Below are 24,111 nucleotides of genomic sequence, written 5' to 3' on the forward strand. Positions count from 1 at the left end.
TAGCCGCTTGGTCTCCGACACCTCCAGCCCGCCGAACTTCGATTTCCAGTTGTAAAACGTCGCTGGGCTGATCCCGTGGCGCCGGCATACATCCGCCGTCGCCATCCCCGCTTCCTGCTCCTTCAATATCCCGATGATCTGCTCTTCGCTGAACCTGCTCCGCTTCATCCCGTCCGACTCCCTTCGCGTGTCGGACTCTACTTATCCGCGGTCACATTTCAGGGGAGCACGTCAGCACGTCAGAGCACGTCAGATACAATGCGCCTTGGTATAAGGTAATGACAACATGTCGCGACTTAACTTCCCCGATGACCACCAGCTGAGCTACATGCGCTAGCTGTACAACATCCTGCCGCCTCAGGCCGGATGTGCCAGCCACGCCGATCAGTTCCATTTGGAATGTCAACCGCAAGTGCCCCGATAGATATCCTACCACATCCTATCGTGACGAAATCCAGCTTTTAACCTTCTTGCGGAAACTATAAATCCAATCGGGATATGGAATCACGGTATCCTTACCCATAAGCCTGAGAACTCTGGATATGGGCCCCGCAGTGAGCAGAAAAAAACGGCCGAATATCAGCTGCTCAGAATCTGACATCCATTGATACGGCACGAGATATTCTGGTCGGTCTTCCAACCCCGGAGAAGGCATGGCATTTTCAACGCGCGTTCCTTCTCTGCACTCTCCAATGAAACCTGCAAGCCGCGGGGGCGTCGCGTTTTCCGGCGAACGGACCGCTATTGACTGGTAACGAGCAACCTGCAGCTCGATCTGGCGTTTATAGGTTAGGCTTTCCACACGCCGTCGGCCTTCAAGGCCCATAGCCCTCCTTAACGCCGGCATATCGATCAGCCGATCCAATTGCCTAGCGAGATCATTCGCGTCCCCAGCGTTGAACAGCAAACCGTTACGCCCGTGCTCGATCAGCTCGGGAATCCCCCCTTTGTTCGACGCAACCACAGGCAGCCCCGAAGCCATGGCTTCCATCAGGCAAACTGGTTGATTTTCGTCCCACACCGATGGCAATACAACGATGTCGCTTCTATCATAGATATCCGCGATCTCAGTGTGCTTGACCTGACCGCAAAAATATACCGCCTCCCCTATTCCAAGCGCGTCGATTTCTGAAAGATAGCGCTCCTTTTCCGGCCCCTCTCCCGCCAACTGGAGGCGGACGCGATTCTTCATCTCCAACATCGACAGCGCCGACAATAGAGTACTCACGCCTTTATGCGCACCAAAATGGCCGACAAAACTGATGCGCACAGGACCATCTTCACTCGAATGGCGTGAAGGAGAAAAGCGATCGATATCGATGCCATTGGGAATGACCGAGATTCGTTTCGCCGAAAGTCCTGCCGATACATAGCGATCCGCGATGTACTGACTCGGAGCGATGAAATGATCGATGTGATCGAGCGCCAGCTTGATCGTATCCTTGCGAAAGCGGATAGGAACATCGAGTCCCCTTCCATCATGAATCCGCGGAAGGCAGCGCCCACAAAGCGAGATATCCCGACATGGAGCGCCGTCCCATCGGATCGCCGTATTCTTGAGACAGAAACCCCAAAGATCATGGAGCGTACAGATCGTTAAAATGCTGGCTGATCGTGCGATGATCGGAAGCTTGACCGAAAGGCCTATCAAATTATGAAAATGAACAATGTCTGGCCTAAAATCTCTCAACACGCTTCTGAAATGATCATCTATCTCAGAATGCAGAAAATTTAGAAATTCAGGATTATAGTCTTCAGGATCAGTTTTGATTCGATGGAGTCGAACGCCCTCATAGCGCCCTTCGATTCGGGAGTGCCGCTCACCGACTGCACCGATATCGCCCGCAAAAACCTCGACCTCATGGCCAGACCCAACCAATAACTTGGCCTGCTCATGAGCAACGAGCTCCGCCCCCCCCATAAAATGGGGAGGGTAAGCATTAGTGCAGATCAAAATACGCATCTATTAAACGAGGATCATTCAGGCACGAAAGCAACTGGCTATACTCTGAGCGAATATCGGATTCTCGAATGCGATACAGTATTTGTATCCTGCCACGCACCGATCGAAATGATATCGCTCCTGATAATTACAAGGCGCACATGCTGGATGATTCGCCATGATTTTCGGATTGGCGCCTGGGTGGAGGATGCTCTCCTGCATGTCGCGACTCAACACCAGAACGAAATCGTCGCGCAGCAACTGAGCAAGGTGTGAGGTAAAACTGTCCGTAGTCAGCAGACTCTTCGAATACTTGATAATCCGGAAAGTGTCCCTGATGTCAGAGAGACTCTCGGTCACGATTGCTGCGCATTCATAGTCATGCCGCCATGGACTATCGCTCTGCACGTAGCAGGTGAAAAAACCACCTCCCAGCGCCTGATCGATATCATTGAAGGTCTGCGGCGGAATGGTCTGGAACGATTTCCCGCTCGGAAAAGCGGCGTTTCCGGCGTATCGATCACGATCCGAGGCGGGCGTGATTTCGTCAACATATTCGGAGACGACCTGCCGCATGGTGGCTAGTGATCGCTTGAGTTGTGACAGGAATACGATCGGATAGATGCCGTGATTTAGAGCCAGTGGCAGCCAGACTCGATAACCAATGTAACCCGGCGTTGCTTCCGCCCAGCCATTGCGACGATATAGAAGGCGCTCCGAAATCGACAACCGCATGCGCGCCGCGAAGGACAGATCCGCCCCATTTCGAGGAAAGGTTTTCTGTTGATCGAGAGCTTCTACCCAATTCATCCGCCAATCGCGGCCGATATAGGCACCCCACCACTCCTTTGAACTCGCAGGCGGCAGCGGCGAATAGATTGGACTCAACTGCGTTTCAGGACGGCCACGCTGAACGACCAACCCGAAGCGAGCAAAGAAGCGCGACGCCAATTCCGCGAGGATGGGTTGAACATGGATTACGCATCCGGGCGCACAAAGCGGTACGCCATTATCCAGTAGAGTGAAGAGGCCGGTCCAGATCATAAGATTATCGCCCAGGCCGACATGCGACAAATCGATCATCTTCAGCCGCCGGTCCGGAATAAGCGACTTCTGCGCGGAACGCTTAACGAGCGCATAAGGGGCAGCTACCGCACGCGCGATTTTCAGCAAACGTCGCGTACGCTTCTTCCGAGGTGGCTCGGGGCGCACGTTGCTTGGCAGCACGGGAACATAATTATCCGCGCGAGGCGTCTCCAGGCTCAAAAATCGATCACCCAGCACCGTAGTAAGCGCCGAGAGCCCGCGCAGCTCATATTCGGGCAGGAGAGGCGTTTCGAGATCATCCTTGGTCTCGATGTCGTCGAATATTCTGCGCCATTCGTCTTTGACGCTGACCTTATCGAACTCCTCGATTACCTCACGGGCCTCCCGCCCCAAATTCTTCCGCAGGTCGCTGTCCAGAAGGAGCTTGGAGACCGCATCCGCCATCCCGGAAATGTCCAGCATCTCGACTGGAATGTACCCCTTACCGCTTTGAACATACTCCAGATACGGCAGCTCAAACATCACACTCGGCACACCGTAGGCCCACGCTTCACCAAGGGCCAAGCACCACCCTTCGAATTCGGAGGTGAGAATATGAACGTCGGATCGAGCTAGGTGCTTGGCGACGTCCGTTGTATATCCCGTGAACTCGACGTGCTTTGCGATACCCAGCGAACGGGCATACTCCTTCGCCCATTCCAGATCTGGTCCGCCACCGACGATCAACAACTTGGCGTCCGGGACCCGCGCCAAAACAAGCGGGAACATCTGGATCGCAAGGTCAAGTCGCTTCTGATGCCGTTCCGCACGCGCAACCCATACCACCGTCCTACCAGCCAGGGGCGCAACCTTTTCAGGAAGGCTATCGAACGTCAGCGGATTATATACTACGCGCGCAGCCACGCCACGGTCACGGAACCAAAGCTTGTCGACCGTACTTAGAACCGTGACAAGGTCGGCATATTTATATCCCGAGAAGCGCACGTTAGCGAGGTGCAGGTCTCCCGGGTTTCGGATGCGGGTGTCGAATATATTGTGCCAGCCCACCACTACCGGAATACCGAGGCTCTTGGCAACGAGGACGTCCCAAACGGTGGAAGTCTCATCCCAGAGGTTGTTGACGAACACATCAACATTCTGCTCGATGAGCACTTTCGTTAGCGCGTGCCCCCTGTCTCGATAGTCGTGATTGTCCATCATCTTCGGCGGTATGATGAACCGCTTCACGTCGCCATAGTCATAATCCGCCACCGGGTCAGCCGGGAGATCCGTTATCAACACCACCCGATAGCCCAGACTCGTCCACGCCAATATCTGCCGAGAACTGACGCGCTCCGTACCTCCGTTGCTGAGCTTTGGATAATAGATCGCAACAGTAGAAATTTTTCTCTTCTTTCTACCGAAGAGCTTTGACCTATTTCCGAGCTTCTTAATAAAATCGAGATCGGAGAAATGCCCGCGGCTGCACTCAATAATCATTTTATTGTTCAGTGGATCACTATCGATATCGCTGAACGCTGGAAAGATGACGCTCTCGCGGCCACTTCCCCTATCTATATTCGCAAATTCCGGGGCTTCCAGAAAAGCCCTTAGGATTCTTGTGTGATCTCCGTGACCACGCAGCGCACGCACATGGTTATTGAGCCCCTCATCGTCAGGCTCTCTCTTGAGCAGCGTCCGATACAACGAGGTGACATATTCTTCCGGAGAGAGATCCATCTGATCAGAACTCCCCAACACGCGCCCAATCATCACAATCCATTCTTGCTAAGGTAGAATTTTTTAATCCAGATCCGGACAAAAGCTACGAGCCCACAAACAATGGGCCGCGACGACGACAGGAGACAAGAAAGCGCTCTCAGCCTCAAAAACCTTGCCAGCCGTCGCCTCGTCCGCATCGGTGAGACATTCCAATGGCTTGTGGCCGAGAGATAGCTAGAAACACGCTGCCATCAAGTCGCCATGCGCTATCGCTCATCACCATTGCCGGGAGTGCCTACGAGTGCTATCCGCGATAAGGGATATATCAATCCTTGGCAAGGGTCGGCAAGGCAGGCTAATTCCCAGCCACGCCTCAAGAACCGCAATAAAGGTAGAGAATAAAAAATGAGCGAATCCACAGCGGGATCGAGCTTGAAAGAGGTATTCACGTTCATCTTCAAAGAGAATCGCTGGGGAAACGACGAGTCCGTATCAGGCGCCGGCTCCGCCCTATCTTCACCTAGCGTTCGCGATTCCATTGAAGCCCTCGATCAGATCATTCGGCACTTCAACATTAGATTCATTAACGACGTGCCGTGCGGCGACTTTTACTGGATCCCGCTTATTTTGGGCCGATTTCCCGAAGTTGAGTATCGCGGATTTGACATAGTTCCGGACTTAATTGACCTTAATGCTGAGCGGTACCCGGCACGTGACTTCGGAGTCATTGATGGAACGACAGAAATACTTCCTCACGCGGACCTTATATTTTGCAAGGATCTTCTTCTTCACCTTTACCATAAGGATATATGCCTGCTTTTGAGAAATTTCAAAAGATCGAACAGCAGATATCTCCTTATTTCCAGCAATCGGGACTCCGAAAATCGGGAATTGGTAGTAAACGAGGCTGGCGCATGCCGAAATGTCAATCTCTCTGCGCAGCCTTACAACTTTCCTCCGCCCCTTTGGTCTACCAATTACCTCTCTTTATGGAGTCTGGATGCCATAGAAGAAAGCTTCTTCGATAAACTATGCGCGAATTCGCATTGAAGCGTTTAGAGCTTCTTAAGTATAAATGGACTTATCGCGCTACCCCTTGGAGAAGAACGTGACGTTCTCATTCACAGAAGAGATCGACAATACCATTTCGGCATTGCAGCAGGTTTTTACGCCGAATTTTTCAAACAGCCTAGCGGCTGTCGCGAAACGGCTGGCGGAGACACTTCATACCGGCAATAAATTTCTAATCATGGGTAACGGCGGCTCGGCTGCCGATGCTCAGCACATCGCAGCGGAACTGATAGGCCGTTACAAGATCGAACGACCTGGTTTGGCAGCCATCGCGTTGACGACAGACAGTTCGGTGCTGACTGCATGGAGCAACGATTATTCCTACGATACCGTGTTCAGCCGTCAGGTCGAAGCGCTTGCGCGGCCTGGCGATATCGTGTGGGGCATCTCGACGTCGGGCAACTCGGGTAATGTCGTCCGGGCCTTTGAGGCTGCGCGGCAGATTGGCGCGGTGACCTTCGGGCTTCTCGGACGTGATGGCGGAGAGCTTTCAGCCCTCAGCGACATGTCACTGATCGTGCCGTTGACCATGACCGACCAGATCCAGACGGCCCACCTGCTGATTTATCACACGCTTTGCGCCTATCTGGACGAAGCCTTCCGACCTGCAGACGATGACGACAATGGCTAGGATCAACGCACTGATCGTCGGCGACGTGATGCTAGACGAATATTGGTTCGGCGATGTAAAGCGTATTTCGCCGGAGGCGCCCGTCCCCATTGTGCACGTTTCAAGCACCGACGTGCGGCCTGGAGGGGCGGCAAATGTGGCCCGCAACGTCGTCTCCCTTGGCGGAAAGGCAACGCTACTGGCGGTCGTGGGACAGGATGCTACCGCCGACCGCCTGCGGGTCGCCCTGGATGACGCAGGCGTTGAGCATTTTCTCAATGTCGACCCGAATATCCGGACGACCCTCAAGCTTCGGGTAATCGGCCAACACCAACAGATGCTCCGGGTCGATTTCGAGGAACTGCCTTCCTACGAAACGCTGCAGGCGAAGCGGACCGAGTTCGAGAAGCTCGTCAAGGCAGCGGACATCGTGGTCTTCTCAGACTATCGCAAGGGCGCGCTCAACCATATAGCGGACATGATTGCGGTAGCGAGGGAGATCGGAAAACCGATCCTCGTCGATCCCAAGGGCCGGGACTACAGCCGATATGCCGGCGCGACGATGATTACCCCAAATCGCGCCGAGCTAGCGGATGTCGTGGGCGCTTGGACGTCGCCCGAGGAAATGGATCGCAAGGCGGAGGCGTTGCGCGTAGAGTTGAGTCTGGATGCTCTCGTTCTGACGATGAGCGAGCATGGAATGAAGGTCTACCTGCCTGGGCAGATCATTCATCAGCCATCCCAGGTGCGCGAGGTTTTCGATGTTTCGGGCGCCGGCGATACCGTGATCGCAGCGCTTGCGATCATGTACGGGGCAGCACGGGATTGGGAAAGCTCGATTGCTTTCGCAAATGCGGCAGGGGGAGTCGCGGTTGGCAAGCTCGGTACGTCCGTCGTACATATCGAGGAAGTGGAACAGTTTCTGCAACACTTGGCGCTTCAATGAGCTTCCGGGGAAAGATTGTCGCCAGGTCCGCGCTGGCGCAACGAATGGCCGGCCTGCCACGGCCCTTGGTATTCACAAACGGCGTGTTCGATATTCTGCATCCAGGGCATGTCGAGTATCTTGAGCGAGCGAGCGCCTTGGGATCGACTTTGATCGTGGGCTTGAACAGCGACAGTTCGGTGCGGCAACTGGAAAAGGGCGCAGATCGACCCATCAATCCCGAGGCCGAACGGGCCGTCATGCTTGCAGCTCTGGAATCCGTGACGCTCGTAACTTTGTTTACTGAACGGACACCGCTCGAACTCCTCCAGGAAATCCGCCCCAACCTGTACGTCAAAGGCGGCGATTACGACATCGACAGCCTGGAAGAAGCGCGCTTTGTCCGCTCCTATGGCGGCGATGCGCGTGCCATCGCCTTTAGCGAGGGATATTCCACGACAGCATTTTTGCGTCGCATCCGCGCCAGCATGTTCTGACGCTCAGACCCGGCAAACGCATGCGACGCGCCCTTTTCCTCGACCGAGACGGCGTGCTCAACGTCGACCACGGCTATGTATACTGCCCGACCGATTTTCAGGTGATAGATGGCGTGTTCCGCACCCTGCGACGAGCACAGGCCGAAGGCTATGCATTAATCGTCGTGACAAACCAATCAGGCATCGCTCGCGGGTATTTCGATCAGGCGCAGTACGAAGCGCTTGAATATCATATGCGGCATATCTTTGCCGAAGAGGGGATCACTTTCACCGACATTTATCACTGCCCGCATCATCCACTGGGCATTGTGCCGGAATTCAGTATCGAATGCGATTGTCGCAAACCCCGCCCGGGTATGATACTCCGCGCCGCGCGGGAACATGACATCGATCTCGCCCTATCCATCATGGTGGGTGACAAGGAAAGCGACGAGCAGGCAGCTCGATCAGCGGGGGTCGGAGACATCTTCATTGTCCATCCCCCGGCAAGGGGTCTGTGCGATCTCCGAATTGGGACAGCACGCTGATTTAGTCGCCCCCAACGGGCAGCCCGCTCGCGGCGAACCCATAGGTGACTTGCTGGATCGGCTCCGCGCCGGAAGCGGCAATGATGGTCGATCCAGCAACGACCTCAGCCTCGGGAAACGTGAGAGGGTTCGACATGTATATGGCGCTGGATCAGCAATCGACCGGGTACGCACGCGGTCGTTTTGAAGCCGACTGCGCCACGAAGAGAACCCGCATCCTTGCCCATGGACGCCTGAACGCAAATGCCGACGGATTTGACGATAGCGCAGAAGCAAGGCCGCGTTGGGCCAATCCCGCGCGCAAAGCAGACGAAGTCCGGCTGACAAATCTGGTTTGCGCGCCAGCGAAAGATCGAGATCGATACGCTGCCTCGATTCACGGAGACTGGCGCAAGGCATTGGACGGGGCACGCTCAAGGGCGCACATGGCATGACGCCGGCGCCCCTGCTCGGTCGTCGCGCGCCCGAATGAACAGGATGATTTCGAGAATGATTGAACAGGCAGGCACCCCCATGTCTCTCATCCGGCTTGCCCTGGTTTCCATCGGCCTTGCGTGTCTGACTGCCTGTGCATCCACCTCCACACCACCGAACGCCGAGACCAGACCCGTCCAAGCGACCGGAAAATTGACGATTGGCGGCATCGTTTTTGCCCCTGGCGATATTGCCGACGTGAAAGTCGTCTACCCCCCTTGGGGAACCGCGACCGTCCAGATCGATTTCACTCCCGATGGACACCGCCGGTTCGGCGAAGCCACGGCGGGGCGGGTCGGGCAGGAACTACCCATCATACTCGACGGTCATCAGCTGAGCGCTCCCATCCTCAGAGAGGCTATCGCTGGTAATAGCGTCCAGATCGCCGGTTCGTTTTCCAGTGAAGAGGCCACAACGACAGCGGAGCGGATCAAGGGCCATCAGCCATCTCCATAGTGGCGCGGTCGCCCCGCTCAGTCCCGAACCGACCGATCACGGGGCGACGCCTGTTCCGGGCGGATCGCAAGGCTCAGCATCGTGACGAGCAGTAGGAAGATCATCATTTCTGACGCCCGCCATTCAAGCTGGCGCCTGGCCGTGCGCCACCGCGTTGCGACGAGCGAAACAGCACTGGCCAATCACCGGGCTCGGCCCCGCCACAGGATCCCTGAAGCGACATCTCGGATAAGCGAAATGCGTCGCCATCCCATATCCAGCTCGCCGAAATGCCACAGTCTGCTAGGCCCCGCCCCTTGGCCGCCATACCGAGCGTACCCGTCTCCGGATCGAAGCTGGCCTCTGTAAAATAGGCCCCTTCGGATCGATCGGTGACATTGCCGAGATGGGGAGTCGGCGCGATCAATCGGTGAGCCGGACCGCCGGTGCGTGAAGCAATGAAGGCCAGCGAGGATCCCTGATAAGCCCCCCTGATACAGGGAACGAAAACGAGCGCTCTGAACCGCGCCGGGTTTGCCGGAGGCTCCAACTCTTGAGAAGGTGGAGCCTGTATGAGCAAGACGACGAACAAGTTTGCGCCGGAAGTCCGCGAGCGGGCGGTGCGGATGGTGGCGGATCACGAGCGCGATTATCCATCCCGCTGGGCGGCGGTGGTGTCGATCGCGGAGAAGATCGGCTGCGTTCCGCAGACGCTGCATGAGTGGGTGAAGAAGGCCGAGGTCAACAGCGGGAAGCGTGCCGGTGTCCCGACCGAGGTTGCCGACAAGGTGAAGGCGCTCGAGCGCGAGGTCCGTGAGCTGCGACAGGCCAACGAGATTCTGCGCAAGGCGTCCGCATATTTTGCGCAGGCGGAGCTCGACCGCCCGTTCCGGCGATGATCGCCTTTATCGATGATCACCGCGATGCCTATGGGGTCGAGCCGATCTGCCGTGTTCTGCCGATCGCCCCATCGACGTATTTCGAGCGCGTCGCGCAGCGGCGGGATCCGACACGCCTGTCGGCGCGGGCGCAGCAGGATGTCGCCCTGAAGCCAGAGATCGCGCGCGTGTTCGCCGAGAACTTCGCGGTCTACGGCGTGCGCAAGGTCTGGCGGCAGATGCTGCGGGAGGGGTTTCCAGTCGCCCGCTGTACGGTCGCTCGGCTGATGCGCGAGATGGGCCTGGCAGGGGTGATACGGGGCAAGCCGGTGCGCACCACCGTCAGCGACAAAGCGGCGCCGTGTCCGCTCGATCACGTCAATCGGAGATTCTACGCGCCAGCACCGAACATGCTGTGGGTGTCGGACTTCACCTATGTCGCGACCTGGGCGGGGCTCGTCTACGTCGCCTTCGTCATCGATACCTATGCCAGGCGGATCGTCGGCTGGCGGGCCAGCAGGACGGCACATGCCAGCTTCGTCCTCGATGCCCTGGAACAGGCGCTTCACGATCGACGGCCGGCCCATCGGTGCGGCCTCATCCATCATAGCGATCGCGGGTCGCAATATTTGTACATCAAGTACACCGAGCGCCTCGCCGAAGCGGGGATCGAGCCGTCGGTTGGCAGCGTCGGAGACAGTTACGACAACGCTTTAGCCGAGACCAGAGTTGTCCCGCGGGCAAACGGTGCTGTCCGCCGCCCGCGGCGCATGGATGCTATTCCTGCCTCATACTCGCCCGATCTGAACCCGATCGAGATGGCCTCTTTCAGGCTCAAGGCTCATCTGGGCAAGGCAGCAGCTCCGGCCGTTCATCTGCGCCTACAATCATACCCGCAGACTGAAGACGCGCCGCAGCCTTTCACCCTACGAATACGTCGCGCGCATCTGGACAGAAGACGCGGGCCGATTGAAATCGATCCGTACCGCCACTATTCGGGACTCAACACCTAGCAGCCGCCCGGCGGATGTAAGGCTTTAACCATTTGCCCTTATTCCGCCCAGCTACTGAGCCATAAGGGAAATTGTATGAAGGGGATCGTTCTGGCGGGCGGAGCCGGCACCAGACTATATCCGGCGACGCTCGCCCTATCGAAGCAGCTTTTGCCCATCTTCGACAAGCCCATGATTTATTATCCGCTGTCAGTGCTGATGCTGGCGGGCATCCGCGATGTCATGATTATTTCGACCCCACGCGACCTCCCGATGTTTCGCCTGCTGCTTGGCGATGGTTCCGCTTTCGGCATTCGCATCTCCTATGCCGAACAGCCAGAACCCGCGGGCCTGCCCCAGGCATTCCTGATCGGCGCCGAGTTTCTTGACAAGGAGCCATGCGCGTTGATCCTCGGCGATAATATCTTCCACGGCGACGGCCTTGGCGCGAAATGTCGCGCGGCCCATGCTGCAGCAGAGTCGGGGCGTTCGACAGTCTTCGCCTATCAGGTCACGGATCCGGAGCGTTACGGCGTTGTCACGTTCGACGGAGTGAGCGGGCAGGCCATCGCGATCGACGAGAAACCCGAAAAGCCATTGTCGAACTGGGCCTTAACAGGCCTGTATTTCTGTGAAGCCGGCGTAGTTGATATTGCACGTGGTCTCGCACCATCGCCGAGAGGCGAGCTTGAAATCGTGGACGTCCTCAATGCATACATGATTGAGGACCGACTCGATGTGGGGCGGCTGGGTCGTGGCTATGCCTGGCTCGACACCGGCACGCATGACAGCCTACACGACGCATCCTCCTTTGTACGGACGATCGAACGGCGGCAGGGCATCAAGGTGGCCTGCCTGGAGGAGATTGCTCACAATCTCGGCTATCTGGACGGCAACGCGCTGATGGCGCGCGCGGAACTTCTCGGGAAGACGGACTATGCTGCATATCTTCGTCAATGCGCGCTGGCAGCGTGATGAACACCGCCCGGCGCGTGGTTGAAGCGGCACCACATCGCACGGTGTTAGTGACCGGAGGTGCCGGCTTCATCGGTTCAGCATTGATCAGACACCTTATCCACGGTGGCCGCACGCGCGTGATCAATCTCGACAAGCTCACCTACGCTGGATCGCTAGCCGCGCTGGCAACGGTTGAGCGATCTCCCCACTACCGATTCGTACAAGGCGACATTGCTGACCAAGCCCTGGTTCGACTACTGTTAAAGGAAGAATCGGTCGACGCGGTGATGCATCTTGCTGCAGAAAGTCATGTCGACCGCTCGATCGACGGCCCTGCAATCTTCATAGAGACCAATATCAACGGCACTTTCCATTTACTTGAAGCGACGCTCGATCACTGGCGCTCACTCGACACGGAAAGAAAGGCGCATTTCCGGTTTCATCATGTCTCGACCGACGAAGTATTTGGCGATTTGCCATTCGATGACAGTCTTTTTAGCGAAGAATCGCCCTATCGCCCGTCTTCGCCCTATTCGGCTTCAAAGGCGGCAGCCGATCATCTTGTTCGAGCATGGCACCATACGTACCAGTTACCGGTCGTTCTCTCAAACTGCAGTAATAATTATGGGCCACACCAAAATCACGAGAAGCTAATCCCGTTGACGATTACCCGGGCGATGCGCGGTAGCACATTGCCCGTATATGGCACCGGTGCGAACGTTCGGGACTGGTTACACGTCGACGACCATGCGCGCGCACTGGAAACAATCATGCGATATGGTGCGCCGGGAGCAAGCTACGCCGTTGGCGCTCGTGAAGAGCACAGCAATGTCTCCGTCGTCGCTTTGATATGCGATTTGCTCGACGATCGCTGCCCTTTAGGCGGAGATACGTCACGCCGCGAACTGATTCGGTTTGTCAGCGACCGCCCCGGCCATGATCGCCGGTACGCGATCGATCCGTCGAAGTTGGAGCGCGAACTCGGATGGAAAGCTGGAATTCGTTTCCCAGCCGGCCTGGCCACAACGGTCGACTGGTATCTTGGTCAGGCAACCTCCTCCCCAACCTGCGACCTTCATTTTGCGATAGAGTAATCGCGTTCGGAGCCGCAAATCTCGAAGTGAAGGCAGGACGGTGATTCATCCGGCTTCGCTATCACAGGCGCAGCTTGCCGCTGATTTCAGATATTAAAAGTCCCTAATGACATCGTGGGGCAGAAGCCGTGCCAATTGCAAGGCGCGGTGGCGATGGCAATGGCAATTCGATTCGCGGCGCCTTCCAAATGGATCGCGTCGTAAAATTGAGATTTTTTAACGTGCCCCCCAACGTTCATCCAGCCAAAACTAGAGTCCGCTCGTGTTTGTCGCGCGTGAGCGCGGGTGAAGCAGCGGGTGAAGCAATGGCCTGCACGCGTGCAGGCCATTGCTTTTCTAGCCGGGCGGCGAACGCCGCCGGAGTGGCGTAGCCAATCGACGAGTGTGGCCGCTCGACATTGTATTCATCGAACCAGGCGGCGATTTTCTCGCGGGTGTGCGCGATGCTCGTAAACTGCGTCTCGTTGAGCAGTTCGACGCGCATGCGACCATTGAAGCACATAGGCGTTCTGGGTCGGCTTGCCGGGCGTGGTGTAATGCCAGTCGATCCTGGTCTCGCCACACCATTCGAGCACGGAGTTCGAGGTCAGCTCGGTCCCATTGTCGCTGACAATCATCCCCGCTTGCCGCGCACGACCATCAGGCTGGTCAGTTCGCGCACCACTCTTTTGCCCGAGATCGATGTGTCCGGGATCGCCGCCAGGCATTCGCGCGTCATATCATCGACGATGTAGCATATGATCCGCCTCGAGAAGTGCGAATATGGCGGACTATGCTCTTGGCGACGCCTCGCCCCCCGATGTTTCTCAGTTGAAGCACAATGCTGTTCTTCAGTGCTCGTCGGAACTGGCCTCCTGTCCAACATTCAGGCGTCCATCAAACGTATGACCCCAATCCCGCGGCACGGGGTTAGCCATCGTGGCGCGGTCCTGCCTGGGGCCGCGCTTCAGATGGAGAATTATGATGATAGACAGAAAAAAGGCGCTCGACGCCGGGGCTTTGCTCGCGGCGGCGGCGGCGATCGGTTCGGTCGCTCCGGTAAGCGCTCAGACCCGCCCGTTGGCGACAAAATCATTCTCGGTCGCGCCGGTCACCAAGTCGATTGCCTTCCAGGGTAGCGAGACCCAGGCTCGTGCTCAGGCAGCCAGCTTGCGCGCGTCGGATCCGATCAAGTCGCAACTGCTCGACGGCGCGCTTGCGGCCGCCAAGGCTCGCCCGGGATTCAACCCCGCCGCGGTCAGCATCGGCGTTCAGTTCACGATGAAGACCGGCAACGCACCACTGCGCTGACCGTAGCGTGGTGCCCGCTCGATCGGGTCGCTCCGTCCAACCAGGAAACAGGAACACGATCATGAATCACCCACGCAAACCCGGCTCGCTCGATGCCGTCACCCTGATCGCCGCGGCGACGGCGCTTGGCACCGTCGCCGCACCCGCGGCAGCGCAGATCATCGTCCCGACCGTCAAGCCCGGACAAAGGCTGGCAACGGCGACGCCGGTCACGCGCAACATTACCTTCCAGGGTAGCGAAGCGCAGGCCCGGGCAAAGGCGGCTGGCCTGCAGGGGAGCGATCCGCTTCAGGCCAGGCTGCTTACCTCCGCGATCGACGCGGCAAAGGGACGCCCTGGGTTCAATCCGGCCGCCCTCAGCGTCGCGGTCGGCTTTACCATGCGGTTCCGCGAAGCCGGTGCGGCCACACAGATACGCTAGCGCGTCCGGGATCGGTGCCGCCGCACAGGCGGCGGCGCCGGTTTCCCGCACCGAAAGGATCGGCCATGTTCACGTCGTACATCATGAAGCTGACCGGCTACTGCAATCTCGATTGCAGCTACTGCTATATGTTCAACAGCGCGGACCAGACGCACCGCCGCAAACCCTCCGCGATGACGATCGACACCGCGATCGCCACGCTGGACATGATCGCCGCTTATGGTGCGCGATGCGGACGAACCCGTTTCGAAGTGACGCTGCACGGCGGCGAACCGACGCTGTGGCCAGTCGCGAACTTCGAACATTTCTTCGAGCGTGTGACGGCGCTGCGGGCCAGCGGCCTCGACATCGATCTCGGCCTTCAATCCAACCTGTTCAAGCTTCCACCGCCGCGCCTCCTGGATCTGTTCGCAGAGATGGGCATGAAGATCGGCGTCAGCCTGGACGGGCCACGCGCCGCCAACGACGCCGCGCGCGTCGATTTTGCCGGGCGCGGTTCATACGACCGGGTCATGCGCAATGTCCGCACGCTGATAGAGCAGGGGCGCGGCGACATCATCGGCGGGTTCCTGTGTGTCATGCAGCCAGACGTACCACCCGCCGATTTCCTCGCCTGGATTGCCGGCCTGCCCGTCACGCGGATCAATCTGCTCTGGCCGCTGGAGGTCAATCACGCCAACCCGCCATGGCGAGATGCGGCAGCCTATGCCGCTGCCCCGCGCTACGGGACCTGGGCAGCCGAGTTGTTCGACGCGTGGCTCAGGCTCGACCGCGATGACATCTATATCGACCGCTTTCACGGCACGATGCGCGCGATTCTGGGCGGCGTCGCCTCGTCCGACGACCACGCGGCGTGGTCGCTGCGCTCCCTGGTGATCAATACGGACGGCGCGATCGAGCTGTCGGATTATTTCCGCCCATCGTCCGACGGCGCCGCGGAAACCGGCCTATCGGTGCACGGCGACCGGCCGGAGGCGGTTGCCGCCTGGCCCTTTTTCGCACGCCACCAGGCCGACGCGGAACGGCAGCCGGCCGATTGCCGGTCGTGCGAGCATTGGCGCCATTGCGGTGGCGGAACGCTGGCCGGTCGATTCGATGCCACAGGACGGATCACCGACCGCCCTTCCGTCCTGTGCGGCGATCATCTCCATTTCTTCGACCGGGTCAGTGCGCGGCTGTCCGCCGCGCAGGCCGCCTGAAAGGAACTATCATGCTGACCACGCGATCCGATCTCGTTTCCGCCCTGTCCGGGCCATCTCCCGACACCCTTGAATCCTGTATCGCATTGTCGAGCCGCAACCGGTTCGGCGATCTCGTCGCGCTGCACCGCGTGATCGCGCTGGTGGACGGGCTCGAACGCCAGGCGGTGGCGCTCGCCGGCCTGATCGACGCCATCGACCGTGTCGGTCCCGATCGCGACGAGCGGCTGCGGTCCCCCGTCCTGCGCGGCTGGCTGTCACTGTTCGGGCGGATCGAGGACTGGACCGACGTCGCCGATGCGCGCCTGATCCGCCTGCTCGACCAGACCGACAATATGCGGGTCGACCTTACCGGCGCGGTGGACTGGACCGCCCTGCTCGCGGTCGAAAGCGGCGTGATCATGACATGGGATTGCCGGGTCGCGATCGGCGGTGTCGAAGGATCGTTGGTCGGCGCGAGCAAGATCGGCCGCCATCTGGCGCTTATCGATCAGGCGGGCAATCAGCACGACATCGATCTGGACGATCCCGACGATCCGCGCATCCTTCGTGCGCCGACATTGCCAGGCAGCGATGTGGTGGTGCGCAACGACCTGCCCTGGCTCCGGATGAAACTGCGCGAAGATCAACTTCCGGGTCGGCAGGATGGCGTGATCCTGTGGGAATATGACGAGGTCATGCCGTACTTCCCACCGATCAGCCCCGACAGCATCCTCGACGCCGCCGCGATCCTGTCATCGGCGTTGCCCGAGAAATACGCCGAGCTGGCGCAGGCGATGCGCGTCGTCATACCGCGCCTATCGACGCCGAACATCGGGCTGATGTCGTTCACCAGTTCCGCGCATCAGGGGGCCTGCTGGGTGGCACGCGGTAGTGTGCTCGACAATCTGGAGGACCTGATTCATGAACTCGGCCATGTCACGTTGCGCTACCTGGAAGAGGCGCTGCCGATCCTCGATCCCGAACAGACCGATGAGCTGTTCCAGGTCGACTGGCGCGATGATCCCCGGCCGATCGTCGGCATTTTCGAGGGGCTCTATGTTCACACCAAGATCGCCGAGGCGCTGGAGGCACTGGTCGCACGCGGCGCACTAACGGGACCCGATCGTACCGACGCCATTGACCGGGCGGCCGAGGTGCGCCGCGAAGTCGCCGCCGGACTGGAGATCATGCGCCGCCACGGTCGATTTACCGATGCCGGGATCGGATATCTGGATTGGGCCGACGCAGTGGCGGCCGCACGCACTCCGGTCCCGGCCTGAGCGTCCACGTCGCGCTCAGACAGGCGCTCGGGCCTGCGGGCGCTGGTTCGCTTGGCGACTTCGCGCCATTTGCCATGGTCCTTGGAATGTTGGCGTATATCACCGCCGGCATCGTCTTCGATTTGACCCTGCTGCGCCGTGTCCATTCCGCTTATTGGTGGGCGCCGGGCCGACAGCGCTGGTCCAGTTGCTGACCAATCGGGCTTAGCGCGCCTGTGGTGGCGTTTGCCGGGCGCCTCGCCGGCTGGAATCCACAAGGGAGTGGCCTGGTGAAGCGCTCCARGAAGGACTCCAGTCCCGAGCACGCGTCTGGCCAGGGAGGGCTTCAGCTACTCGGAGCGATGTCCAGCGGACAGGCTTAGACAACGCCACAATGAGTGAAGCTACTTCTTCGGCCGCCGCTTCAGGAGCCGCGCCTGCTCCGGCGTGAGCGTCTGACCGCCCTCACGCTTCTCGACAACCAAATGTGGTCGCGGGGACGGCGGCGGATTGGGGTCGGTGGTCAGGTTCGCGCGGCACGCGGCCTGGCACAGCGCGGTGATGTAGGAGATCTTTCCGTCCAGCCCGTTTTGCGGATGACGTTCGAGGAACACGCCGTTGCGATCGAATGGCCGCTCGAATGTGCCGATGCACAGGCCGTTAGTCGGGATCTGCTCGGCATCCTGAATCACGATGACCACCCAGTCGTCGCTCTTCTTGCCGTGCGGATCGTCATAGATATAGATTTTCCCGGTGCGCGGCTCGCGCTGCCGCTTCCAGTTCGTGGTGATCAGCACCGATCGCGCTTCATCGCCCCAGGGCTGGCTGTTGGAGGTGGTGATGCCCGCGAATTTCCAGATCGTCGGTGACAGGATTGGATAGGCATCGCCGCCCGATCGCAGATGCTCGATCGTATTGGTGCCGCCGAGCCGGTCCTGCGTGCAATTATTGCCCTCGAAGAATTCGAGGGTAGCCGCATGTGCAGGCTGGCTCCCCGCGACAGCGGCGAGGCTTGCGGCCACCGCCAAAATCCATGTCCCGATGCGCATATCATCTTTTCCAGTACTGAGTGCCTTGAAGCCATTCTAGGACGCGGCGGCCGCCGATCTCGTCATACGTTCGTGGGACAAGGGCGCAGCCTCGACCGATCATACCGGAGGCAGGCCGCGCGGGCCGGTGACGATCAGCTTGACGCGGTAAGTGGACGTGCAGCTGCTCGCGCCTGGAATGACGACCAGCGGCGGCAAGTGAGTTCGCATCACCCCGTAATCCACCCGCAGCGTGTCCGCTTCCCAGCTGGCATTGTACCGGCCACGCGGGGTGAAGGTCGTCCTGCCGTCGACCCGCGTCTCCTCGGATGCGTGATACCAATAATAACCCGTCACCTCGAAGCCCGGCCGAACGGGGACGTTCCAGCGGATCCGGTCGAAACCCGGCGCGATGCAGCGCTTGGTCGATTCCGAATCCTGAACCTTGCGTGATACCTGGAGATATTCGCCGTCGAACGACTTGGCGGTGGGGCCGATATTGGTCGGCACCTCCAACCCCGCGATGCGGGCGATCGGCCCTTTGTCGTAGCTGAACATTGCGTCGGAGATCGGCAAGGCGATGTCGGCGCGTGCAGCGCGGAATCCGAACCTGGTCGATTTCAGCACGGGCTTGCCCGATGGCCCTACGTCAAGCTCCACGCTGCCGGCGTCGGGCAGGCCGGAAATGTCGCCTGGCACGCTGGCGAAAATCTGCCCGTCCGACCAATGCGTGATGGGCATGGTGATGGTACGGCCGTTGTGGCACAGGAACACCGCCCCCTTGGTCGTGCCGAAGCCGTTGCCGGTGATCTCGTAATCGCCGCCGGGCTCCAGGTCTCCGCGCGGCGCGCCGTTCAGGCGGGTGATCCCGGCCACCGTCACGCCCGTCAGGATCGAAACCATCGGGCGCCGCTTTATCTGCGCATTTGCCGTGGTAATGCGCAGCCGCGCACGCGCCGCGTTGGTCGCGCCGGGCCGGGCCACGAGTATGCCGGCGCCAAGCCTGGTGGCGCTGGCCGTGATCCTGGCGATGTCGACCTGCTGCCCCGGGGGGACGACGGGCTTGCTGATGAGCGGCTTGCTCACGACGGGCCCAAGCTTGCGCGGCGCCGCCATCTGGGCGCTGGCCGGACATAAGCTGCCAAGGAGCGCGAGGCCGATCGCGGCGGTGACGTGCGTGGAATGAAGAACGGGCATGCAGGTTTCCTTCTCAGGACCGGATATGTCCAAATCCGGTTAGGCCCCGCCGGTGCGCCTGCCGTCCCCCGTTCGAAGGATGCCGGCCGTGCGCTTATCGCGCGGCCTGCTGCGGCGCTTCCTGAGGGGCCTTTTGCGGCTCTCCGGCAGGTTGGGGCTGCTCGGCCGCAACCTCGGTCGGCGCCACCGCCGGACTGGCCGCTTGCACCTGCGGCTTTGCCTTGCCCTTGAGCATGCGGTCGAACAGCGACATGACCAATTGGCCGGTCAGCTGCCTGGCGGTGTCGCCGACGCTCGCCGGGGCGGAGGTTTCGGCCACAGCCGGCGTCGATGCCGGGGCGGGCGCCTCCTGCGCGAACACCGGGACGACGATGGTCGCGGCGGCACAGGCTGCGATGACAGAGCGGATCTTCATGACACTCTCCTCGACCGGCGGGGTGCCGGATGGGGAGGCCTTGCCGGCGCACGCCAAAGCGCGCGTCCCCCGAACGTAGGATCGCCCACGACCGGCCGTTCGACTTTCACGACGGACCGGCAAACGACCGTCTCGCCCGCTCGAACGGCGTCCCTCATTCGAAGGACGCCGGTCGTCCGTCCGCATCATAAACCGGCCTCATGATTCATCACGGCCCCCGCTTCGCCCGCCCCCGCAAAACCCGCCTGGCACTGTGTCTGGCCGTTGCGCCGCTCATCGCCCTGGCAACCGCATCGGCGGCGCAGATCGTCAGCCAGCGCCCCATCCAGCCCGCACCGCGCCCGCCCGCCCAGGTCTTCACCCCGAATACGGTCGTTGATGCCGGCGCGCTGCCCGCCAAGCCGGCGGATGGTGTCCCGGCCGGTACCATTGCCGTCTCGTGGGATCGCAAGGCCTGGATCACCAGCATCGACGGCAAGCGATCGGATATCGTGTTCCGACTGGGCAGCGTTCACGTCATCCGCGGTGGCGGGCTGGAGGGGATCGTTTCCGGCTGGATCACCGGCAATCGCCGCATGAACGGCGCCAACAAGTCCGAAACGGTCGGCTCGGTCCTGACCGTCCTTCGCCAGAACGGTACCGAAGCGGTCGTCCGCGTGACCGACATCTCCGGCGGCAAGGTACCGTGGGAGTCATTGCAGGAACCGAAATACGCCTCGGTAAAACTCCTCCTGCGCACCGGCGGCGGCGCGCGCGAGATCAACGCCCTCCTCCATCGCAGCATTTATCGCTGCCAGCGCGGCGAGCCGAACTGCTCCTGAGCGAGCGGGTGCAACCACGATTATCGATGGAGAATCGCGATGCCAATCACGTTGTTGCTGACGGCGCTACTGCAAGCCGGCGCCACGCCTGCCGCCGCCGCGATCACAGGCCCGGCCATCCGCACCATCCCCAAAGCAAGGCCGTCGCTCGTTCAGGTCGGGGCCCGTCGGGTCGATGTGCTGCTCACCTCATTACCCGATTCGATGATCGGATTTGGTCGGGATCCGGAGCGCAACTGGCTCTCGATCGATCGCCACCCACCAGCGCCCCCGGGCGGCATCGCGCCGAGCGGCGGGACCTTGTACGTCATGCACCGCAGCCGGCCCCTGCCGAAATCCTGCAGCATCAGTGCCGACCGGATCGACCTGTCGCTGCTCCATCGCAACGGCTTCGTGCCGGTGAAGATCGAGAGGACGCCGCTGCACGCGCCGGGCATGAACGACCGCGATCCGGTGCCCGTGCGCTCCTCGATGCTCGACGCGAACGGCAAGCCGACCATGGTCATCGCCGACGTCCATACCATCGTGCAGAGCATGGTGGTGTGGGGGGTCAGGTCGCCACCGGGGGTCGATCGGGTCGCACCGTTCCAGATTTGCTCGGCGGGCTATCGCATGGATATCACGGTGCGCGGCCCGGAGGGCATCAATCCCCTGACAGGTCGGCCGATCGTGCGCCGGCCGGTGAACTGAGGTCACCGGGGCGGCAAGCCGACCTCGAACTGGCGCACGGCACGCTCGCAGGCCGACAATCCCGCCCCCGGTCGCCACACTGCGGCGAAGCGACCCGCCCGCCCGGGCTGGGGCGATACCCGATCGATCACATAGCCGTGCCGGCGCATGCCGGCGTCGGCCTTGACCAGGGCGCGATAATCGAGGCCGGTTCGCGCATTGCGCTCCAGTCCGGCGGCAACGTCGAAAAGCGCCGCGAACCGAGTCTTGCCGCCGATGCGATAGGGCGCGATCGCCAGGGTGCGCCGATCTTTCTGAGCGAGCCCTTTACGCAATTCGCGCTCGCTCAGCACATAATCCACGCGTTGCTGCAGATCGCGCCCCTTGGTCCACAGCGCACTGAGATACGGAGTCCCGCCGACCGGACTGACGGTCAGGTCGACCAGTTTGTAATCCTTGCCAACCATGTCCAGCGACGCGAAATAAAAGGCATCGACGCCCAGTCCGCCTCGCGACACGCGCTGCGGGCCGCCATCGCGCACCCACAGCCCGGCGAAGCGCGGCGCGCCGTCATACTCGTCGACGATTTCGCGGGCCAGCCGGTATCCAGCCAGATCCTGCTCGGCCTGCGCCTGCGCATAATGTGCGGAGTCCATATCGGTCTGCACATGCGTATCGCACCCCGCCGCCGGCAGTGGCGCGACTGCCAGGGCCGCCTGCGCCAGGATCGCGAGCACCGACGGCACGCCTAATTTCCCGCCACGAAACGGAGGTTCTTCACCTCGTAGCGCGTCATGAATCCATCCCGCACCCCCTGCAACAACAGCCGCGCACGCGACGTGTTCGCGGTCAGCACATTCTGGTTGGCGGCGATATCCACCACCACTTTCGTGTCGCTCCATGCGCTGATGACGAGCGTCGCGCCGGTGGTCTTGTCGCCGTCGAACAGGCCGACCATGCTGTTCGGCATCCGCCCGGCAAAGCCCTTGCCTTCGATCGTCAGCCGCATGCCATTGCGCAGGATCGGCAGCATGGTCCGGCCATTGATGGTCGCGATGTAGCCGCCATCGGGATAGGTCGCGAGGCGTAACCTGCCCGCGAGCCGCTCGGCCTGTGCCGGCGTCAGCGTCTTTTGCATGTCGCGCGGCGAGATCACGTGAAGCTGCCCGATCGCCGCCGAGGGACCCAGCAGAAGGAGCGCACCGACGGCGACGGCGTTGACGCGGGCGCGCATCATACCCGCCGCACGATCATGGTGACGCCGTCGATCGACAGGTCGAGCCGCTTGGGGTCCTTGCCCCGTTCGATCAGGAAATTGTCATGCCCGCCATTGTTCAGGATCGCGTCCATCGCGCGCATGAGCGGCAGGCGCACCGTCGGCACTCGGGCGTAATCGCAGGACAGCTCGATCACGTTCTTCGCGACGCGTTTCACCGTGACGACGACCTGCGTGCCGGACGATCCGCGCGCGTCGGCGACGACCGCGCCTTCATACGTGCCGGCCGCGACATCGGCGAGGTCGGGCTTGCGCTTCTGCGCGGCGGCTTCGGGTGGGTTGGCGATGCTGGTCGCGGGGATCGCGGCGAGCAGAAGGATCGGGAGGATGGCACGCATGGTCGATTTCCTCTGGATGGTCGGGTTCAACGCGGTCCGAGCAAACCTCCGCTCGGCCTGACACCAGATTGAGCGGCCGAAGCCGCGCTGCCATCCTTCGATCGAAGGACGATTCGCGGCGGTCGATGACGCAAGCATGGGGTCACACACTGATCACGATGCTGGAGCTACGATGCGACATCTGCCGATTGCGCTCACCCTGCTGGCGCTCGCCTCGCACCCCATCGAGGTGGCGGCACAGGTTCTCGCCAAGCCGATCAAATCGCTGCCCAAGCCAACGCCGCGGCCGACGCTGACGCCAGGCTCGGTTACATCGGGGTCGGTCCCGCAGCCGCGGCCTTCCACCACCGCCCCGGTCGCACAGGGGAGAGTGCCGCTCGGAGGGGGAGTATCCATTCGCAAGCCGGTAAAGCCTGTTGGCGGGACAATACTCGTCAAACAGGTCGTGCCGCTCAAGCCGCCGCTCAGCGAGCATGATCGCAAGGTGGCGGCCTGCAAGGCGGCGAAAGGCGCGTGGCGGGTCGAGATTCGCGGCGTCAAGCTGAGCGCCAAGGGATCCGACGTGGATGAAATCTATGGCAGTATCTACGTCTCGAACACCGGTGGCGGGGTCTATCACAACCAGCGTGGCGGCACCGACTGGCAGAGCAACTATCTGTGGGCCAGCAAGGACAATGTGAACCTGGAGGGCAGCCCCAACATCTACTTTCCGCGCCTGCAGATCACCAACATCTATGGCGGGGAGCGCTACAACGCCAAGGTCCGCGTGCATTTCAAACTGTACGACGAGGATGATGGTCGCGGCGGATCGAACGACGAATTCTTCACGGCGTCGGGCCCGATCGGATCGACCAGGGGCGCGGATAATTCGCTCGAGTATAAATATCTGATCACCGATTGCGACGAGCAGCCGGAATTCAGCCGGGGGTTCCAGGAGACGATGTTCGGCATGCCCTACGGGCAGGGCGAGAAGAACAAGATCACCTTCGTCTTCACGATCCGGGCGTTTCGCGAATTCCCCTGATCGGCGCCTGCTTCACGCCCGGTCCTCATCCGTTTCGCACTG

25 protein-coding genes, 2 pseudogenes and 1 other annotated feature are annotated in these 24,111 nt (G+C 60.5%); of the genes and pseudogenes, 16 read left to right on the forward strand and 11 right to left on the reverse strand.

From position 1 onward, the window contains the following. The 3 genes from AC1DT7_RS21975 to AC1DT7_RS21985 all read right to left on the reverse strand — a co-directional run. Nucleotides 1-168: transposase (locus AC1DT7_RS21975; RefSeq protein ID WP_478038346.1), on the reverse strand; the 168-nt coding region annotated here is incomplete at its 3' end. Nucleotides 169-439: 271 nt separating this feature from the next. After that, nucleotides 440-1,963 carry a glycosyltransferase family 4 protein gene (locus AC1DT7_RS21980; RefSeq protein WP_478038312.1) on the reverse strand — a complete coding sequence of 508 codons (1,524 nt, stop codon included), beginning with the start codon at nt 1,961-1,963 and terminating at the stop codon, nt 440-442. Between the two features lie 18 nt (nt 1,964-1,981). Beyond that, nucleotides 1,982-4,708: a glycosyltransferase gene (locus tag AC1DT7_RS21985; protein ID WP_478038313.1), complete on the reverse strand. Its 2,727-nt coding sequence runs from the start codon at nt 4,706-4,708 to the stop codon at nt 1,982-1,984. 1,090 nt (nt 4,709-5,798) lie between these two features. Here AC1DT7_RS21985 and AC1DT7_RS21990 point away from each other — a divergent pair. The 6 genes from AC1DT7_RS21990 to AC1DT7_RS22015 all read left to right on the forward strand — a co-directional run bounded on the left by AC1DT7_RS21990 (nt 5,799) and on the right by AC1DT7_RS22015 (nt 9,250). Beyond that, nucleotides 5,799-6,392: a D-sedoheptulose-7-phosphate isomerase gene (locus AC1DT7_RS21990; protein WP_478038314.1), complete on the forward strand. Its 594-nt coding sequence runs from the start codon at nt 5,799-5,801 to the stop codon at nt 6,390-6,392. Further along, complete coding sequence (gene rfaE1, locus AC1DT7_RS21995; RefSeq protein WP_478038315.1) at nt 6,385-7,317, forward strand: D-glycero-beta-D-manno-heptose-7-phosphate kinase; 933 nt, start codon at nt 6,385-6,387, stop codon at nt 7,315-7,317. Before AC1DT7_RS21990 ends, rfaE1 begins: the two co-directional genes overlap by 8 nt. A gap of 44 nt (nt 7,318-7,361) precedes the next feature. Further along, a complete protein-coding gene (rfaE2, locus tag AC1DT7_RS22000) occupies nt 7,362-7,793 on the forward strand; it encodes a D-glycero-beta-D-manno-heptose 1-phosphate adenylyltransferase (RefSeq protein ID WP_478038316.1) in 432 nt (143 codons plus the stop codon). 20 nt (nt 7,794-7,813) lie between these two features. Beyond that, entirely contained in the window at nt 7,814-8,320 is a 507-nt protein-coding gene (locus AC1DT7_RS22005) for a D-glycero-alpha-D-manno-heptose-1,7-bisphosphate 7-phosphatase (RefSeq protein WP_478038317.1), read from the forward strand. 80 nt (nt 8,321-8,400) lie between these two features. Beyond that, nucleotides 8,401-8,754 (forward strand): hypothetical protein, encoded by a 354-nt coding sequence (locus AC1DT7_RS22010; protein ID WP_478038318.1) that lies wholly within the window; start codon nt 8,401-8,403, stop codon nt 8,752-8,754. Nucleotides 8,755-8,809: 55 nt separating this feature from the next. Next, entirely contained in the window at nt 8,810-9,250 is a 441-nt protein-coding gene (locus AC1DT7_RS22015; RefSeq protein WP_478038319.1) for a SecDF P1 head subdomain-containing protein, read from the forward strand. A 103-nt stretch (nt 9,251-9,353) separates the two neighbouring features. Here AC1DT7_RS22015 and AC1DT7_RS22020 read toward each other — a convergent pair whose 3' ends face one another. Then, nucleotides 9,354-9,821, reverse strand: coding sequence for a DUF1176 domain-containing protein (locus tag AC1DT7_RS22020; protein ID WP_478038320.1), 468 nt, complete (start codon nt 9,819-9,821; stop codon nt 9,354-9,356). Between AC1DT7_RS22020 and AC1DT7_RS22025 the strand changes: the two are divergent. The 3 genes and pseudogenes from AC1DT7_RS22025 to rfbB form a co-directional block, all read left to right on the forward strand. Beyond that, a pseudogene (locus tag AC1DT7_RS22025) lies at nt 9,802-10,832 on the forward strand (IS3 family transposase); the annotation flags it as partial. The gene AC1DT7_RS22020 and the pseudogene AC1DT7_RS22025 overlap by 20 nt on opposite strands. Next, nucleotides 10,083-10,199: a sequence feature (AL1L pseudoknot), on the forward strand. It overlaps the preceding pseudogene by 117 nt. 363 nt (nt 10,833-11,195) lie before the next feature. Then, nucleotides 11,196-12,074 (forward strand): glucose-1-phosphate thymidylyltransferase RfbA, encoded by an 879-nt coding sequence (gene rfbA, locus AC1DT7_RS22030; protein ID WP_478038321.1) that lies wholly within the window; start codon nt 11,196-11,198, stop codon nt 12,072-12,074. After that, the gene (rfbB, locus tag AC1DT7_RS22035; RefSeq protein WP_478038322.1) at nt 12,074-13,150 is read left to right on the forward strand and encodes a dTDP-glucose 4,6-dehydratase; all 1,077 of its coding nucleotides are present in this window, start codon (nt 12,074-12,076) and stop codon (nt 13,148-13,150) included. The genes rfbA and rfbB overlap by 1 nt, the downstream gene beginning before the upstream one ends. A 235-nt stretch (nt 13,151-13,385) precedes the next feature. Here the strand turns inward: rfbB and AC1DT7_RS22040 are convergent. Continuing rightward, nucleotides 13,386-13,880 (reverse strand): annotated as a pseudogene (locus AC1DT7_RS22040) (integrase core domain-containing protein); the annotation flags it as partial. A gap of 233 nt (nt 13,881-14,113) precedes the next feature. Between AC1DT7_RS22040 and AC1DT7_RS22045 the strand changes: the two are divergent. From AC1DT7_RS22045 to AC1DT7_RS22060, 4 genes are all read left to right on the forward strand, one after another. After that, nucleotides 14,114-14,440: a hypothetical protein gene (locus AC1DT7_RS22045; RefSeq protein WP_478038323.1), complete on the forward strand. Its 327-nt coding sequence runs from the start codon at nt 14,114-14,116 to the stop codon at nt 14,438-14,440. 61 nt (nt 14,441-14,501) lie between these two features. Then, nucleotides 14,502-14,861, forward strand: coding sequence for a hypothetical protein (locus tag AC1DT7_RS22050; protein ID WP_478038324.1), 360 nt, complete (start codon nt 14,502-14,504; stop codon nt 14,859-14,861). A gap of 65 nt (nt 14,862-14,926) precedes the next feature. Continuing rightward, nucleotides 14,927-16,060: a radical SAM protein gene (locus tag AC1DT7_RS22055; protein ID WP_478038325.1), complete on the forward strand. Its 1,134-nt coding sequence runs from the start codon at nt 14,927-14,929 to the stop codon at nt 16,058-16,060. 11 nt (nt 16,061-16,071) lie between these two features. Then, entirely contained in the window at nt 16,072-17,322 is a 1,251-nt protein-coding gene (locus AC1DT7_RS22060) for an aKG-HExxH-type peptide beta-hydroxylase (RefSeq protein WP_478038326.1), read from the forward strand. 383 nt (nt 17,323-17,705) lie between these two features. Here AC1DT7_RS22060 and AC1DT7_RS22065 read toward each other — a convergent pair whose 3' ends face one another. The 3 genes from AC1DT7_RS22065 to AC1DT7_RS22075 all read right to left on the reverse strand — a co-directional run bounded on the left by AC1DT7_RS22065 (nt 17,706) and on the right by AC1DT7_RS22075 (nt 19,941). Next, nucleotides 17,706-18,323, reverse strand: a complete 618-nt coding sequence (locus tag AC1DT7_RS22065; RefSeq protein ID WP_478038327.1) for a hypothetical protein — start codon at nt 18,321-18,323, stop codon at nt 17,706-17,708. Nucleotides 18,324-18,449: 126 nt separating this feature from the next. Further along, nucleotides 18,450-19,526, reverse strand: a complete 1,077-nt coding sequence (locus AC1DT7_RS22070; protein WP_478038328.1) for a hypothetical protein — start codon at nt 19,524-19,526, stop codon at nt 18,450-18,452. A gap of 94 nt (nt 19,527-19,620) precedes the next feature. After that, nucleotides 19,621-19,941: a hypothetical protein gene (locus AC1DT7_RS22075; protein WP_478038329.1), complete on the reverse strand. Its 321-nt coding sequence runs from the start codon at nt 19,939-19,941 to the stop codon at nt 19,621-19,623. A gap of 200 nt (nt 19,942-20,141) precedes the next feature. Between AC1DT7_RS22075 and AC1DT7_RS22080 the strand changes: the two genes are divergently transcribed. Both AC1DT7_RS22080 and AC1DT7_RS22085 read left to right on the forward strand, forming a co-directional pair. Then, nucleotides 20,142-20,762 carry a hypothetical protein gene (locus AC1DT7_RS22080; RefSeq protein WP_478038330.1) on the forward strand — a complete coding sequence of 207 codons (621 nt, stop codon included), beginning with the start codon at nt 20,142-20,144 and terminating at the stop codon, nt 20,760-20,762. Between the two features lie 39 nt (nt 20,763-20,801). After that, nucleotides 20,802-21,452: a hypothetical protein gene (locus tag AC1DT7_RS22085; protein ID WP_478038331.1), complete on the forward strand. Its 651-nt coding sequence runs from the start codon at nt 20,802-20,804 to the stop codon at nt 21,450-21,452. Between the two features lie 2 nt (nt 21,453-21,454). Here AC1DT7_RS22085 and AC1DT7_RS22090 read toward each other — a convergent pair whose 3' ends face one another. The 3 genes from AC1DT7_RS22090 to AC1DT7_RS22100 are packed head-to-tail and all read right to left on the reverse strand — an operon-like array spanning nt 21,455 to nt 23,045. Then, nucleotides 21,455-22,177, reverse strand: coding sequence for a hypothetical protein (locus AC1DT7_RS22090; RefSeq protein WP_478038332.1), 723 nt, complete (start codon nt 22,175-22,177; stop codon nt 21,455-21,457). A 2-nt stretch (nt 22,178-22,179) separates the two neighbouring features. Further along, nucleotides 22,180-22,668 (reverse strand): hypothetical protein, encoded by a 489-nt coding sequence (locus AC1DT7_RS22095; protein ID WP_478038333.1) that lies wholly within the window; start codon nt 22,666-22,668, stop codon nt 22,180-22,182. After that, nucleotides 22,665-23,045 (reverse strand): hypothetical protein, encoded by a 381-nt coding sequence (locus AC1DT7_RS22100; protein WP_478038334.1) that lies wholly within the window; start codon nt 23,043-23,045, stop codon nt 22,665-22,667. The genes AC1DT7_RS22095 and AC1DT7_RS22100 overlap by 4 nt, the downstream gene beginning before the upstream one ends. Nucleotides 23,046-23,217: 172 nt before the next feature. On the opposite strand from AC1DT7_RS22100, the gene AC1DT7_RS22105 reads away from it, so the two are divergent. After that, nucleotides 23,218-24,069, forward strand: a complete 852-nt coding sequence (locus tag AC1DT7_RS22105; protein WP_478038335.1) for a hypothetical protein — start codon at nt 23,218-23,220, stop codon at nt 24,067-24,069. Nucleotides 24,070-24,111 lie beyond the last annotated feature (42 nt).

Source organism: Sphingomonas sp. P3_C6 (assembly GCF_056402595.1).

Excerpts from the sequence above, each read along its gene's own strand:
- AC1DT7_RS22085 (WP_478038331.1), top strand. The coding sequence starts at position 20,802 with ATGCCAATCACGTTGTTGCTGACGGCGCTACTGCAAGCCGGCGCCACG.
- AC1DT7_RS22070 (WP_478038328.1), bottom strand. The coding sequence starts at position 19,526 with ATGCCCGTTCTTCATTCCACGCACGTCACCGCCGCGATCGGCCTCGCG.
- AC1DT7_RS21980 (WP_478038312.1), bottom strand. The coding sequence starts at position 1,963 with ATGCGTATTTTGATCTGCACTAATGCTTACCCTCCCCATTTTATGGGG.
- AC1DT7_RS22050 (WP_478038324.1), top strand. The coding sequence starts at position 14,502 with ATGAATCACCCACGCAAACCCGGCTCGCTCGATGCCGTCACCCTGATC.
- AC1DT7_RS22060 (WP_478038326.1), top strand. The coding sequence starts at position 16,072 with ATGCTGACCACGCGATCCGATCTCGTTTCCGCCCTGTCCGGGCCATCT.
- rfaE1 (WP_478038315.1), top strand. The coding sequence starts at position 6,385 with ATGGCTAGGATCAACGCACTGATCGTCGGCGACGTGATGCTAGACGAA.
- AC1DT7_RS22055 (WP_478038325.1), top strand. The coding sequence starts at position 14,927 with ATGTTCACGTCGTACATCATGAAGCTGACCGGCTACTGCAATCTCGAT.
- AC1DT7_RS22095 (WP_478038333.1), bottom strand. The coding sequence starts at position 22,668 with ATGATGCGCGCCCGCGTCAACGCCGTCGCCGTCGGTGCGCTCCTTCTG.
- rfbB (WP_478038322.1), top strand. The coding sequence starts at position 12,074 with ATGAACACCGCCCGGCGCGTGGTTGAAGCGGCACCACATCGCACGGTG.
- AC1DT7_RS22005 (WP_478038317.1), top strand. The coding sequence starts at position 7,814 with ATGCGACGCGCCCTTTTCCTCGACCGAGACGGCGTGCTCAACGTCGAC.
- AC1DT7_RS21985 (WP_478038313.1), bottom strand. The coding sequence starts at position 4,708 with ATGGATCTCTCTCCGGAAGAATATGTCACCTCGTTGTATCGGACGCTG.
- rfaE2 (WP_478038316.1), top strand. The coding sequence starts at position 7,362 with ATGGCCGGCCTGCCACGGCCCTTGGTATTCACAAACGGCGTGTTCGAT.
- AC1DT7_RS22045 (WP_478038323.1), top strand. The coding sequence starts at position 14,114 with ATGATAGACAGAAAAAAGGCGCTCGACGCCGGGGCTTTGCTCGCGGCG.
- AC1DT7_RS22105 (WP_478038335.1), top strand. The coding sequence starts at position 23,218 with ATGCGACATCTGCCGATTGCGCTCACCCTGCTGGCGCTCGCCTCGCAC.
- AC1DT7_RS22100 (WP_478038334.1), bottom strand. The coding sequence starts at position 23,045 with ATGCGTGCCATCCTCCCGATCCTTCTGCTCGCCGCGATCCCCGCGACC.
- AC1DT7_RS22080 (WP_478038330.1), top strand. The coding sequence starts at position 20,142 with ATGATTCATCACGGCCCCCGCTTCGCCCGCCCCCGCAAAACCCGCCTG.
- rfbA (WP_478038321.1), top strand. The coding sequence starts at position 11,196 with ATGAAGGGGATCGTTCTGGCGGGCGGAGCCGGCACCAGACTATATCCG.
- AC1DT7_RS22010 (WP_478038318.1), top strand. The coding sequence starts at position 8,401 with ATGATGGTCGATCCAGCAACGACCTCAGCCTCGGGAAACGTGAGAGGG.
- AC1DT7_RS22015 (WP_478038319.1), top strand. The coding sequence starts at position 8,810 with ATGATTGAACAGGCAGGCACCCCCATGTCTCTCATCCGGCTTGCCCTG.
- AC1DT7_RS22075 (WP_478038329.1), bottom strand. The coding sequence starts at position 19,941 with ATGAAGATCCGCTCTGTCATCGCAGCCTGTGCCGCCGCGACCATCGTC.